The sequence below is a fragment of the Shewanella frigidimarina NCIMB 400 genome (assembly GCF_000014705.1).
GTDB lineage: Bacteria > Pseudomonadota > Gammaproteobacteria > Enterobacterales > Shewanellaceae > Shewanella > Shewanella frigidimarina.
In genome coordinates this window covers 1,366,781-1,380,149 of record NC_008345.1, presented here as the reverse complement: position 1 = coordinate 1,380,149, position 13,369 = coordinate 1,366,781, and the positions used below count along the sequence as shown (strand labels likewise).

At 42.4% G+C, this 13,369-nt stretch carries 13 protein-coding genes; all 13 read right to left on the bottom strand.

Annotated elements, in window-relative coordinates; translation table 11 throughout:
- Positions 1–64 precede the first annotated feature (64 nt).
- A complete protein-coding gene (gene flgL, locus SFRI_RS06040; protein WP_011636645.1) occupies positions 65–1,270 on the bottom strand; it encodes a flagellar hook-associated protein FlgL in 1,206 nt (401 codons plus the stop codon).
- A gap of 10 nt (positions 1,271–1,280) precedes the next feature.
- Positions 1,281–3,209: a flagellar hook-associated protein FlgK gene (flgK, locus tag SFRI_RS06035; RefSeq protein ID WP_011636644.1), complete on the bottom strand. Its 1,929-nt coding sequence runs from the start codon at positions 3,207–3,209 to the stop codon at positions 1,281–1,283.
- Positions 3,209–4,336, bottom strand: a complete 1,128-nt coding sequence (gene flgJ, locus SFRI_RS06030; protein ID WP_041412839.1) for a flagellar assembly peptidoglycan hydrolase FlgJ — start codon at positions 4,334–4,336, stop codon at positions 3,209–3,211. Before flgJ ends, flgK begins: the two co-directional genes overlap by 1 nt.
- A gap of 17 nt (positions 4,337–4,353) precedes the next feature.
- Entirely contained in the window at positions 4,354–5,442 is a 1,089-nt protein-coding gene (locus SFRI_RS06025; protein WP_425271584.1) for a flagellar basal body P-ring protein FlgI, read from the bottom strand.
- 28 nt (positions 5,443–5,470) lie between these two features.
- The gene (gene flgH, locus SFRI_RS06020) at positions 5,471–6,145 is read right to left on the bottom strand and encodes a flagellar basal body L-ring protein FlgH (RefSeq protein WP_011636641.1); all 675 of its coding nucleotides are present in this window, start codon (positions 6,143–6,145) and stop codon (positions 5,471–5,473) included.
- A gap of 9 nt (positions 6,146–6,154) precedes the next feature.
- The gene (flgG, locus tag SFRI_RS06015; protein ID WP_011636640.1) at positions 6,155–6,943 is read right to left on the bottom strand and encodes a flagellar basal-body rod protein FlgG; all 789 of its coding nucleotides are present in this window, start codon (positions 6,941–6,943) and stop codon (positions 6,155–6,157) included.
- Between the two features lie 11 nt (positions 6,944–6,954).
- Positions 6,955–7,698 (bottom strand): flagellar basal-body rod protein FlgF, encoded by a 744-nt coding sequence (gene flgF, locus SFRI_RS06010; RefSeq protein ID WP_011636639.1) that lies wholly within the window; start codon positions 7,696–7,698, stop codon positions 6,955–6,957.
- Between the two features lie 288 nt (positions 7,699–7,986).
- The gene (gene flgE / locus SFRI_RS06005) at positions 7,987–9,366 is read right to left on the bottom strand and encodes a flagellar hook protein FlgE (RefSeq protein WP_011636638.1); all 1,380 of its coding nucleotides are present in this window, start codon (positions 9,364–9,366) and stop codon (positions 7,987–7,989) included.
- 60 nt (positions 9,367–9,426) lie between these two features.
- Positions 9,427–10,212, bottom strand: a complete 786-nt coding sequence (flgD, locus tag SFRI_RS06000) for a flagellar hook assembly protein FlgD (RefSeq protein ID WP_011636637.1) — start codon at positions 10,210–10,212, stop codon at positions 9,427–9,429.
- Between the two features lie 23 nt (positions 10,213–10,235).
- The gene (flgC, locus tag SFRI_RS05995; RefSeq protein ID WP_011636636.1) at positions 10,236–10,652 is read right to left on the bottom strand and encodes a flagellar basal body rod protein FlgC; all 417 of its coding nucleotides are present in this window, start codon (positions 10,650–10,652) and stop codon (positions 10,236–10,238) included.
- A 2-nt stretch (positions 10,653–10,654) separates the two neighbouring features.
- A complete protein-coding gene (gene flgB, locus SFRI_RS05990) occupies positions 10,655–11,053 on the bottom strand; it encodes a flagellar basal body rod protein FlgB (RefSeq protein ID WP_011636635.1) in 399 nt (132 codons plus the stop codon).
- Positions 11,054–11,189: 136 nt separating this feature from the next.
- Positions 11,190–12,023 (bottom strand): CheR family methyltransferase, encoded by an 834-nt coding sequence (locus SFRI_RS05985; protein ID WP_011636634.1) that lies wholly within the window; start codon positions 12,021–12,023, stop codon positions 11,190–11,192.
- A 72-nt stretch (positions 12,024–12,095) separates the two neighbouring features.
- Positions 12,096–13,016, bottom strand: a complete 921-nt coding sequence (locus SFRI_RS05980; RefSeq protein ID WP_011636633.1) for a chemotaxis protein CheV — start codon at positions 13,014–13,016, stop codon at positions 12,096–12,098.
- Between the last annotated feature and the right edge of the window lie 353 nt (positions 13,017–13,369).

Sequence of the window (13,369 nt, the reverse complement as noted above, 5' to 3'; positions counted from 1 at the left end):
CCAAGACTCGGAGCTTGGCTAAACGGTTAATCATTAAACTGTTTAATGTGTGGTGAAACGTGTTTTATATATAGTCAAACAAACTGGTCGAACTTACTTTGCTGAACAAACTCGATGCAGCGCTGAGTGCGACTTGTTGCTTTTCAAATTCTGTAATTGCCGAGGCAAAATCTAAATCTTCTAACTTTGATAGAGCCGAGGTGTTAATCAACTTTTCATCAATATGATTGTCGCTATACTGTTGCAGCACTTTTAGGCTGTTGCCGGTTAAGCTACGTTGCTGACTCATTTGATTGACGCCACTGTCAATGTTATTCAAGAGCTGTGCCAACTCTGACTGACCAGCAGGTGTTTGTGTGTCATTTCCACTTTCGAATAATGCGATAGCCTTGCTGAAAGTGTCGAAAATGCTGACTTGTGCCACTTCTTCTATGCTGAAACTATCGCCAGCTTGAGGCTCACCATCTACTTTAACCACAATGCCGCTAACACTGACCGGCACAGAAGCGTCAAAAGCCGTTACCGTGGTAACCGGGGGTGCAGCGCTGTCGGTTACCGAAATATTAAGCCCGCCCGCACCGTCGTCGGCGAAACTAAAGCTATAAGAACCAGGAGTATAGGTTGTCGAGTCAGTGATTTTGGCGCTAGAGACAACAAGGTCACCTTGCTGAGATGACGAATAATTGACGCCATAATCGCCCATTGCATTTGGTGCATTCATAAAGGCGGCGTCGCCTGGCACATTAGTATTAACTTGTACCCCTGCAGCAACATTGCTTTTACGAATACCGGAATCACCGCTGTAAACCACATCGCCATTGTTAGCGAAAGCAAAAGGTGCACTGTTGGTTTTATTGCCCGCAAAAATATAATTACCCGATTCGTCTTTGGTATTGGCAATGGACATTAATTGTTCAAGACTTTGACGCATGTCATCGGCAATCACTTGCCGCTCGGCGGAAGTCATGCTGCCGTTTATGCCGCGAAGCACAGACTCTTTCATGCTGCCAACTAAGGTATCAGCTTGACCTAACTGGCTTTCGGCTTGTTGAATGTGACTAGTGGCGTAATCAATGTTTTTTACAAATTGATCTATTAAGGTATTTTTTTGCTTTAAGTTATCAATGCCGATGGCTGCAACAGGATCGTCACCTGCGGTATTGACTCTTTTACCACTATCAATTTGCGCCATGATGGTGTTGGTGGCAGATTGCTTATTTAATATGCTATTAGTGTTTTGCTGAAACATCTGTCCGGTAGAAATTCTCATGATGTATCTCCTAGCGAACCGAGCTGAATAAAGTATCGAAAATGGTTTGCGCTGTAGTCATAATTCTGGCAGCTGCTTGATAGGATTGTTGAAAGCGCAATAGATTTGCAGCTTCTTCATCAAGGTTTACACCAGATTCACTTTGCACCCGAGTACTAGCTTGTTGATATATTGCCGTCGCTGAGCCCACGCGCACTTCAACAGACTTAGTTTGGCTACCGATATCCAATTTAGTATTTTCAAATACGCTGGTTAAGGTGCCAGTGCCGTTATTCATTAATTTGGTGTCCGACAGTTTAGCCATTTCAACGGCATTGCTGTTATCGCCTTCGGCAAATGACAAATCAAAGGTGAATGTATCGGTGACACCTGCGGTTGATTGGTCGTCAATTTCGAAACTAAAACCAAAACCTGTATTTATTTGTGGCGGAGTAAATGCTGTTGGGCCACCAACGCTCGTGCCAGCGGCATTAAAAACTTCAAAAGTTTTTATAGCGGTATTGGTATTAACTCGAACCGAAAGTTCACTTCCTGTAACCGGGAAGTTAGCGTCGGCACGATTAATGGCATTCACTTTTACCGCTAACTCACCAGAGTTGGTTGTATTTGGCGTAATTTGAGGCCCTGCTGCGGCAATGCCTTTAGGGTCGGTCATCACTACTTTTAAGCCCGCTGCAGCACCCGCTGTTGGGCGTATATCAAATTTATCGCCATCAGCTATCGCACCACTGTCAATGTTAATGCTAAAACCTGCGCCACCTGTAAGTTGGCTACCTGATAGGGTTAATGTGGTTTGCTTACCGGTTTGAGTATCTGTTAGTTGATAGCCACCTAATGTGGTATAACCCAGCTGGTAACTGCCTCCAGATAAAGCTCCCACATCGTCAATATTGACCGACATGGCTGCCGTACCGCTATTAGTAGAATTACTTCCGACACGGCCAGATGCCATTAATGGGTCGTTAATATCACGAAAAATATCACTACCAATGTCACCGTTTAAATCAAAACCTTTGGACTGCATTTCATTAAAGGTGTCTGCAATGCCTAATGCTAATTGACCGAGTTCAGTACTGGCAGGTAATAAGGTGTCGTCTCTAAATGAAAATAATGCGCCAAGTTGACCACCCAGCTTAGACGGATCAACATTAAGAGTTTTATCGCCAATAGAAGCATTAATGCGCGGTTCATTTGGATAAGGGTCGCCAGTACTCATGCCCATCGACATCGACACTTCACCCGATACCAACATCACCGAGCCGCCCAACATAATTGACTTTGCGCCGGTATCTAACGGAATAACATTAACCTGAGCATACTGGCTGAGCTCTAAAATAAGTGCGTCTTGCTTGTCTAATACTTGGCTGTCTTGGCCTTGGGATTTCATCAACTCTAAATTGATGCTGCCTAGTTCTTTGCTTATCTCATTTATTCGAGTGGTAATGGATTCTATTTGGTTATTGGTTTGTTTTGTTTGGCCATCAAGTTGTGATTGCATTTGATTTAAGCCAATGGCCAACTGCTGCGCAGAACTTAAGCTGTTTGTACGAATACCAAGATCTGTCGGTAAATCGGCCACACTATTAATGCTAGCAAAAAAGTTATTTAGATTTTCTGGCACCATTTTGCCAATTTGAGAATAAATCTCATCTAACTCACTTAACTTACTGTAAGACGTTTCAGCCGCACTCATGCTGGTTTGGCCGATGCGTAATTCACGTGCGGCAAATTCGTTATAAACACGTTTAACATCCGACACATAAGTACCGGTGCCATAAAAACTATTGCCCAAGCGTTGTGATTCTAATGATGACTGAGTAGCAACTTGACGGTTGTAACCTTCAGTATTGGCATTGGCGATGTTATTACTGGTCACCCCTAACTGTGCTTGAGATGCTTGAACGCCTGTGCGAGCGATATTGAGTAAGTCAATCGACATTATTTAGTCTCCACAGGTAATATAGATTTAAGGCCTTCTTTAACCGATTTCATCACATTGATGACTTTATTGGCATATTGAGGGTCTGTGGCGTAGCCAGCTTTTTGTAACGCTTTAATAAATTGAGTTGGCTCGCTGGCAACTTTACGCGCATCCTGATAACGATCGCCTTGGCTAATAAATGACACAAAGTCATTAAAGCTTTGCTCAAGGTTGTCATACATTCTGAAATCCGCTTTTTGTTGCACCGCAATGCCCTTTTCAAATTCCAACGTATTGACTGAGGTTTTATCACCTTGCCAACGCTTGTCTGCTTTAATATTAAACAGGTTATGGCTCATAGTGCCGTCATTACGGCGTACCACTTTTTGGCCCCAACCGGTTTCTAACGCTGACTGGGCAATTAATACCTCAGCTGAGGTTCCTAACGATTTAGCCGCTTTTTCAGCATGGGGATACAACACTGAAATAAAATGTTCTGGGCTGGTAAATTGACTCACAGCTATGCCTTTGCTTTTTGGCAAAGTAACATCAGCTTGCGGCAATACTTTGCCTATTTGTACCGCTTGACTGGCTAATTGCTCACCGCGCAATACACTATTTAACTGTTCACCGTCTAGCACATTAGTAAGTTGGGCTGACATTGGTCGCATCGATTCGGCGCTATCTATAACAGAATGCGATGCTGCTATTTGATCTTTTGGCGCGATAATATCGAGAGTGTCTTTATCTAACTCTGTTGCTGGAGCAACAAACATACTTGGGTTAACTTTGTAGTCTGTATTACCACGCAATACCGATGCTGGTGTAATGGGGCTATCATCTGGGTCTAATTGCTGCACCATCATCTCAGCCAGCCCCAACATGCCTTTATTAGATAAATCGACTGACATTTGCTGATCGCGCATTTGTTCAAAAAATGCGGTGGTTTCACTGTTCATTGGATTGTCTGACTTAAACGCGGCATTAGCATCTCGCATGCTTTTCATTAGCATTTGAATAAAGATACCTTCAAATTGCTTTGCCGCTTCTTTAAGTGCCCCCTTCTCGTCTTTCTGGGCTTGGACACGAAGTGAATCTAGTCCTCCTAGATCCAGAAAGTTCGATGAAGCTGACAACTTTTCCATAGTCATTCCGACAATTATTAGATGATGATAAGTTCACCATGCAAAGCGCCTGCCATTTTTAACGCTTCGAGTATGGCAAGTACGTCTGATGGTGCTGCACCCACTAAATTCACGGCTCTGACAAGCTCATCAAGTGTGGTACCTGGATTAAACATAAACATACGACGATCTTTTTCTGACACATCAATCGTACTGTTTGTCGTAACAACCGTATCACCACCCGCTAATGCGTTGGGTTGTGACACTTGGGTCGCCTCAGCAATAGTCACAGTTAATCCGCCGTGAGTGACAGCCGCGGGTAATAACTTGACGTTTTGGCCAACCACAATGGTGCCGGTACGTGAGTTAACAATCACTTTGGCTGATTCTTCTGCGGGTATAACTTCAATGTTTTCTAATACCGATAAAAACGACACCCGCTGTGAAGCATCGCGTGGCGCGCTCACTTGAATAGATGTGGCGTCAATTGCCTTTGCCATGTCTGGGCCAAGTAAATCGTTAATTGCATCTGCGGTACGTTTGGCCGTAGAAAAATCAGAACGACGTAAATTAAACGTAAGATAATCACCACTAGCAAACGGACTAATTACACTGCGCTCGACAATGGCACCACTTGGGATACGGCCAACGGTTGGAGTGTTTTGAATCACCATTGAGCCATCTAGCCCTTCGGCACTAAAACCACTTACAATTAAGCTTCCCTGAGCAATGGCATACACATTGCCATCGACCCCTTTCAAGAAAGTTTGTAATAAAGTGCCACCACGTAAACTTTTTGCTTCACCTAAACTGGACACGGTAATGTCAAGATTTTGACCCGGCTTAATAAAGGCCGGCATTTCGGCATGCACAGCAACGACAGCGACATTCTTTGAATTAGGACGAACAGAGTCTGGTAAATTAATACCGAAATTTTTGAGCATGGTTCTAAAGGTTTGTTCGGTATAACGGGTTTTTTCCCCAGTACCAGGCAAACCCACCACCAAGCCATAACCCACTAATTGGTTACTTCGCACCCCTTGAATACTGGCGATGTCTTTAATCCGTTCGGCATGTGCAGGCGCGGTTAGCATTAGTATTGATGCGACTACTGCGACAGTCGACATAAGCAGTTTAGTTTTCATGCATTACTCCTTAAAAAGGCCACCAGTCACTCATAAAGAATGAACTCAGCCAACCGACTTTTTGGGAGTCAGCAAACGTACCGGTACCGCTATACTGAATACGAGCGTTAGCCACTCGTGTCGAATCGATTGTATTGTCTGGATTAATGTCTTCGCTGCGGATCATTCCGGTGACACGAATAAACTCATCACCGTTGTTAATTGAAATCCATTTTTCACCGCGGATCACCAAGTTGCCGTTACTTAGCACTTGGATGATATTGGCCGAAATACTGCCATCTAAACTGTTAGATTGATCGGCGTCAGATTCGCGCTTGGTATTCATGCTGTCGGAGTAACCTAAATCAATTGGGACACCACTGATGGAAATATTTTTACCGCCGGCATAAACTGGCTCTACGCTTAAATCTGAGCCTTTTTTGATTTCGTTATTGGCGCTTTTTGACGCTTGAGTGGACTCTTTTAACGTCACGGTAATAATGTCACCGACGCGGTGCGCACGAATATCGGAATACAAGCTTGATGCTTGGCTATCAAGATAAATAGACCCCGTCGCCGCCACCTGCGTAGGTACTGTATCTGGGTATACCGGCGCATAAAATGGATCATCAGCAATCGGTTTTTTAGCGGTTGAGCTACAACCAACCAATAACACCACTGAGGCTAACGCAATGTATTTAATCATGTTAGCTCCTTAGAGATTCTGATTAATATAAGACAGCATCTGGTCAACTGCCGAGATAACCTTTGAGTTCATCTCGTAAATACGTTGACCTTGAATAAGGTTGACCAACTCTTCTGTTACATTCACGTTAGAGGTTTCTAGTGCTCCTTGGCGAATAGAACCTAAGCCGTCTAACGATGCTGTACCTTGAATAGGTGTGCCGCTTGCACCCGTTTCGGTATACAAGTTTTGTCCTAACGGGTCTAAACCTGCCGGATTAATAAAATCGGTCATGGTTAACTGGCCAATAACCTGACTTGCTGCGGTACCAGGGGTTTGCACTGATACTTCGCCCGATGCAGACACCGTAATACTGGTTGAATCATCCGGGATGGTAATTGGCGGTTGCACCACATAGCCTGAACCTGGAGTTACAATCTGACCGGTATCGTCTAAGCTAAACTGGCCATTACGCGTGTAAGCTGCTGTACCATCCGGCATTTGAACTTCAAAAAAGCCCGAACCTTCAATCATTAAATCTAATGAGTTATCGGTAGTAAGCATGTTGCCTTGGGTAAACATTTTTTGGGTAGCAACAACTTTAGTACCTGCACCAATGTTTAAACCATTGGGTAATTTGCTATTATCTGAGCTTATGCCACCGGCTTGATTAACCGTTTGATACAGTAAGTCTTCAAATACCGCGCGACTTTTCTTAAATCCGACAGTGCTGGCGTTGGCCACGTTATTCGAAATAACGGCAATGTTAGTTTGCTGGGCATCGACACCGGTTTTACTTATCCATAACGCTGGATGCATAATAATTACTCCTAACTAATTCTCATCAAGGAAGTGGACGCCCGATCAATTTCTTCAGCGTTCTTCATCATTTTGACTTGCATTTCGTATTGACGTTGAATATCAATCATGGCGACCATTTCATGCACTGAGTTCACATTACTTCCTTCAACCGCGCCGCTTTCAACTTGAACCCCTGGGTCGTTTGGAGCATTACCACCTGCAATAAGGCGAAACAAACCATCTTCACCGCGCATTAGGTTTTCGTTGCCCGGATTAACTAATTTAATCCTCGCGACCTCTTCTATCACTTCAGCGGTTGCGCCTTGCGGACGTACTGAAATAATACCGTTGGCGGAAATTTCAATTTTCTCAACTGGAATAGGTAACACAATAGGACCCGAAGCCCCCATTACCGGACGGTTACTGCTATTTAACAACATACCTGTGCTGTCAATTTTCAAACTGCCCGCACGGGTGTATCCTTCAGAACCATCTGCCGCTTGCACTGCAAGCCAGCCATCACCCTTAACCGCAATATCAAGATCGCGACCAGTGGTTTTAATTGGACCACCGTTAAAGTTACTGCCTGGGCTTTCCATCATCGAAAATACCCGTGTAGGCAAGCCTTCACCAAAAGCCTGCATTGAACGGGCTTGGACCATGTCTGCTTTAAATCCATCTGTATTGGCGTTAGCAAGATTGTTCGCACTCACTGCTAGGGCATTCATCCCTTGCTTTGCGCCACTCATGGCAATATAAAGAAATTTGTCCATTTTTTGCTCCGTCAAACTTTCTGCAAAAACACTATATACACAGAATAAGCAAGCATCATGCCAATGAGTTTTAAGTTATGTTGTAAGGAGGTAACTACATGAATCGGTTAATCAATAAAATTAACGAATAACGCCTAAGTGTCAAAAAAGCATCTATCAACACTAGTGAGGTAATAACAAAGAGTAGCGAGGAGTAACAATAACAAGGGGAAAGGCAAGGTGTTGCCGTAAACGGCAACACCTATTATCACGTAAACATAAATTAATAAGGTAAAGGTAAACGTAAACTTAGCGGATCTGTAATATCGTTTGATTCAAAGTATTGTTGACTTCAAGTGTACGCGAGTTAGCCTGGAAGTTACGCTGAGCAGAGATTAAATCTACCAGCTCTGTGGTTAAATCAACGTTTGATTGTTCAAGCGCTGATGAACGAATACTACCAAATGTACCGCTATTGGCTTCTCCGGCTAATGCGGCTCCTGAATCTAAACTGGCTTTCCAAGAGGTATTACCCACTTGAGTGAGCCCTTGCTCGTTAGCAAAACGAACTAAAGCAACACGCGATAATGGAACCGTTGAGCCATTACTATAACTGGCGGTAATTAAACCATCTGAACCAATACCTACATTGGTTAATCGACCCACTGTAATACCATCTTGAGTTAATTCGGTCACTTCAAACGGAGATGAATACTGGGTTGGACTATTAAATTTTATCGTAAGAGTCTGAGTGCCATCCGCCCCAGGACCTAAAGCACCCGCACCTCCGGTACCTAGTGCTTCAGTGGTAATAATGGCAGGATCACTGCCTGTATAAGCACCTACAGAGTTAAATTTAAGCACCGCACCTGACCATGTACCAGCAGCCCCGCCAGGGTTAGCAGCTGACACGGTTCCTGTTCCATCAGCTATGCTATCACCATCAGTATCAGTGGAATAAGTACCGGGTCCACTTGCAACGTCAACAGGGTCACCATCAACCGCATAAAATGCCACCCAATTACTTTCTCCAGTATATGAACCGTTCGTTGGCTTAACAAAGTAGGTAGTCATAATATGCGACTCACCTAACGAATCATAAATCGTCACCGAGGTGGAATTATTGAATGTATCAGAATCAGCAGGATTAAAATTAGCTGGATCTAAGGCTGTTTCACTCACATTAAGATTCATCTGCAAACCAACATTTCCGGTTTGCACAGGGCTACCTGCTGTGTCAGGTATCTTAATTGGTTGAGTTGTAGTTAAACTCACTGAAGTTGAGTTACCATCTTCATCCACTGGAAAACCTTGTAAAAAATTACCTGCTGAGTCGACCATATAATTACTTGAGTCAACTTTAAACGCCCCCGCACGGGTGTATGACTGATCTTGCGAACCTAATTCTGAAGAGGTAACAAAGAAGCCACCGCCACTGATCGCCATATCCAACGAGTTACTGGTAAATTGCAAGCTACCTTGATGAAACTGCTGCGCAACTTGTGTGGTAGTTGCACCGCCACCCACTGCAGTTTTACTGTTAGAAAAAATTGAATTGGCGTAAACGTCAGCAAATTCAGCTCGAGATTCTTTAAAACCAATAGTATTGACGTTGGCGATGTTATTCGCGGTCGTATTTAAATCTTTTTGCGCGGCAGCGATACCACTCAATGCGATGTTAAATGACATATTACACCTCTCACATTTAATTCATTTATGATGACAGCTAACGGTTCGTTATTAGCCGTACTATGTTTCAGATACTGCGAGTACGTCAGATAACTTAATTCCACCTACTCCACGCAAATTCAAAATTGCTCCTGTTGCTACAGTGCCTAATGACACACTAGTAACATGAGCGTAAGTCGACACGGCTAAATCTTCCGACGTTCCATCGACTTTACCACTGGCCTTAATGGCATAATTACCCGCTTTAGCTGGGTTACCACTTTTATCTAAACCATCCCAAGTCACGTCAACATTGCCGCCTTTACTGCCGTCAACATTAAAGCTCTTAATAAGCTGACCCGACTCGTCTTCAATCCTTACCGTAATCGTTTCAATCGCTGACGGTGTACTGATCACCCCTTTTATCTCAGAGCTTTCAGTAGAGATAGCGCCGGTATCAGAAGGAATGAGCACTTTACGTCCAACCAAGCCTGAAGCTTGTAACGCCTGGCTAGAACTCATCACAGTATTAAGGTTAAGAATTTCATCATTAAGATTTGAAATACCATCTACTGTAGAAAACGATGCCATTTGGGCAATCATTTGATCGTTATCAACCGGTTTAAAAGGATCTTGCATCGACAACTGCTGACTAAGTAAAGCAAAAAAATCCTCTTGCTTTAACATCTGATCTTTTGATTCAGGGATAGCGCTTTCTTCAGGCAAACGAATTCCGTCTAGGAAAGGATTACCCGTAGTCGTGCTAGTCGTATTTGTCTGTACAGAACTTTTCGTTGTAGCGCTAGTATTAGATGCACTACTGGATTGTTGCGGTAAAGACTGACTGTAAGAATTAACGAGGCTCATTGTTACCTCCTTGAATAATCATACTATTTACCCATCCTTAATGTCTGTTGCAACATAGACTTTGTTGCATCAGCCACCTGAACGTTCATTTGATAAGAACGCGATGCAGAAATCATATCCGCCATTTCTTCCATCACATTGACATTAGGTTTATAGATAAAACCATCACCATCCGCCATGGGATGGTCTGGCGAATATTCTTTTAATAATGGTTTATCACTTTCGACAATGCCTTTAACGGTCACGCCAGGTGAGCTATTTTGTTGGCTATTGGCTTTTAGCATTTCGGCTTCAAAAACAGGATGACGCGCGCGATAGGTTTTATCGACACTGCTAGACACAGAATCAGCATTGGCAATATTACTGGCGGTGGTATTCAAACGCACTGACTGCGCAGACATACCTGAACCAGAAACATTAAAAATATTAAATAAACTCATAATTAATCACCTCGCAATGCTTTACGCATGCCATTAAATTTTCCCTCAAGAAAGCCTAATGACATTTGATATTCGAGCGCATTTTGCATAAATGCAGCTTGCTCTTTTTGCGTATCGACAGTATTACCATCGCCAGTATCAGCTTGATTTGGCATACGATATTGAACATGCTGTTGACTTAACGCCGTTAAATCAAAATGTTTCTCTGTAGTTTGGCTCATACTCAAGCCTTTCTGATGCGAGCTTGCAGCTTGCATAGCAGAAGCAAAATTGACATCTTGAGCTTTATAATGAGGAGTATTGGCATTGGCGATATTACTTGAAATCACTTCTGCTCTTTGCGCTCGAACGCCCAAAGAATATTGGTGAACACCTAATGCATTATCGAAATTAATCGCCATAAAATTGCCTCCATCAGCTAACTGATAGAAATAAAGCAAAGGTTATGCCAACAATTTAATTTATGGGTGAATAAAAGACAAAAACAAACATGCCGACGAATGCCGGCATGATAAATAGGTTAAACTATTATATTATCTAGGTTTTCTTTTGATAATAGATCCCAGGATTACAGCGAACCATATTAAATTCATCGGTTAACCCTGCTAGAGATTCTGACGCACCCAAAAATAAAATACCCTTAGGATTAAGTGCGGCAGCAAATTGCCGCAAAATTTTAGCCTTTGCCTCAGGAGCAAAGTAAATCAACACATTGCGGCAAAAAATAATATCGTATTTACCTAATAAGCTATAACTTTCAAGTAGATTATGGGCTCTAAAGTTAACTAAACGCTTCACATTATCTTTAACTTTCATGTTGCCTGAAGGCAAAGCATCAAAAAACTGACGTTTACGTTCTTCAGACAAACCACGAGCAAGTGCTAAACCATCATATTCAGCATTCTTACAACGATCTAACATAGAAGGTGATAAGTCTGTTGCCTGAATCGTCGCGCCTCCTGGTAAAGTACCAGGTTTACGCTGTTGATATTCCAACACCGTCATGGCCAACGAATAAGGTTCTTGCCCTGAAGAGCATGCCGCCGACCAAATTTTTAATGGTCTGCCAAGCTTGCTGTATTCAGGCAGTAGAGTATTGTGCAGTAATTCAAATGGATAACGGTCTCGAAACCATAACGTTTCATTGGTGGTCATCGCATCTATCACTTCAGCGCGCAGTTGCCGCTCTATCGGTTTCATCGATTTTTTAACCACCTCAGACAAAGAAGGCAAATTATGCTTTCCCATCAAAGGAGCTAAACGACTGCGTACTAAATATTGTTTGTTCTCACCTAACACAATACCGCTATGCTGTTCTAAAAACAGTCTAAATTGATTGTACTCTGCTTCAGCAAGTGATTTATCTGTCACATTATCTTCCTAATATGTAAGCCTATGAGCTCAACCTCCAATATTTTGCAATCTTTTGCAATAATAAAAGGTTTATAAACTTAAATGTTTGTTAACCGCGGCGGCTAACTCATCGGGGTTAAACTTAGCAATAAAGTCGTTAGCCCCTACTTTTTGTACCATCGCCTGGTTAAATACACCACTTAATGATGTGTGCAATACAACTTTGATATTCTTTAATTTTGGATCATTACGAATTTCAGCCGTTAAGGTGTAGCCATCCATTTCAGGCATTTCAATATCAGAAATGATTAACGGGATCTCAACTGACACATCATCCATTTCTGCGGCAATACTTTTCAGTTTTTCTAACGCCTCTCTACCATCTTTAGCGGTATCGATTTGCAGATTTAATGACTCTAACGAACGAATAATTTGTTTACGTGCCACTGCTGAATCATCAATAACCATAATATGATAATGCTGTTCTCTATCAATAGTTAATGCTTCATTGAGCTCTTTACTGATAGAAGTCTTAACCGGTGAAATTTCATCAAGAATTTTTTCAACGTCTAGAATCTCAACCAACTCACCTTCAATCTCTGTCACCGCGGTTAAATAAGAAGAACGGCCAGAACCTTGCGGTGGAGGCATAATCGCTTCCCAGTTCATGTTGATAATACGTTCAACAGAACTCACTAAAAAACCTTGAATACTACGGTTATATTCGGAAATGATAATAAAGCAATTTTCTGTTGATGTCAGTGGACGTCCACCCGTTGCTGCACTTAAATCGATAACGGAAATAGTTGCACCACGAATATGAGCAACACCTTTAACAAAACGGTTTAATTTAGGCAACGTAGTCAGTGGTGGACATTGCAAAACCTCTTTCACTTTAAACACGTTAATGCCAAACCGTTGACGGCCGCTAAGCCTAAACAATAGCAGCTCTAGTCTGTTTTGCCCGACAAGTTGGGTACGTTTATTTACTGAATCTAAAATGCTCGACATAACAAGGCCTTGTAGTTAACTGTCACCCAAAAAGGATAAAAATTGTTCTCTGAAATTATAGTAAACCTTGGTTTAGCATAATACGGTTAGTGCATATCTTACTGATGATCACTCAACTTGAGTCTAAACCATCACCAATCTAACAAATACATATCAATTTAATGAATCAAAAAAGTGGGCATGCAACTTGCTTTAATTTGTATAAATTAGCTCGCACTGTGAACTGACACTTTTTTGACAAAGGGATAATGTTATTCTTATGTCCCCTAGCCCATTTATTTTAGCTTATTGCGTATGCAGAGATTACTCGCATATTTTTCGTTTTTCAAAGTATAGGTGCATTCTGGCAAAAC

What these genes read in the sequence shown, in the direction of transcription:
- flgF (WP_011636639.1), bottom strand. Translation starts at nt 7,698, where the DNA reads ATGGACAAATTTCTTTATATTGCCATGAGTGGCGCAAAGCAAGGGATG.
- flgL (WP_011636645.1), bottom strand. Translation starts at nt 1,270, where the DNA reads ATGAGAATTTCTACCGGACAGATGTTTCAGCAAAACACTAATAGCATA.
- flgG (WP_011636640.1), bottom strand. Translation starts at nt 6,943, where the DNA reads ATGCATCCAGCGTTATGGATAAGTAAAACCGGTGTCGATGCCCAGCAA.
- flgK (WP_011636644.1), bottom strand. Translation starts at nt 3,209, where the DNA reads ATGTCGATTGACTTACTCAATATCGCTCGCACAGGCGTTCAAGCATCT.
- SFRI_RS06025 (WP_425271584.1), bottom strand. Translation starts at nt 5,442, where the DNA reads ATGTCGACTGTCGCAGTAGTCGCATCAATACTAATGCTAACCGCGCCT.
- flgB (WP_011636635.1), bottom strand. Translation starts at nt 11,053, where the DNA reads ATGGCGATTAATTTCGATAATGCATTAGGTGTTCACCAATATTCTTTG.
- flgC (WP_011636636.1), bottom strand. Translation starts at nt 10,652, where the DNA reads ATGAGTTTATTTAATATTTTTAATGTTTCTGGTTCAGGTATGTCTGCG.
- flgD (WP_011636637.1), bottom strand. Translation starts at nt 10,212, where the DNA reads ATGAGCCTCGTTAATTCTTACAGTCAGTCTTTACCGCAACAATCCAGT.
- flgH (WP_011636641.1), bottom strand. Translation starts at nt 6,145, where the DNA reads ATGATTAAATACATTGCGTTAGCCTCAGTGGTGTTATTGGTTGGTTGT.
- flgJ (WP_041412839.1), bottom strand. Translation starts at nt 4,336, where the DNA reads ATGGAAAAGTTGTCAGCTTCATCGAACTTTCTGGATCTAGGAGGACTA.
- flgE (WP_011636638.1), bottom strand. Translation starts at nt 9,366, where the DNA reads ATGTCATTTAACATCGCATTGAGTGGTATCGCTGCCGCGCAAAAAGAT.
- SFRI_RS05980 (WP_011636633.1), bottom strand. Translation starts at nt 13,016, where the DNA reads ATGTCGAGCATTTTAGATTCAGTAAATAAACGTACCCAACTTGTCGGG.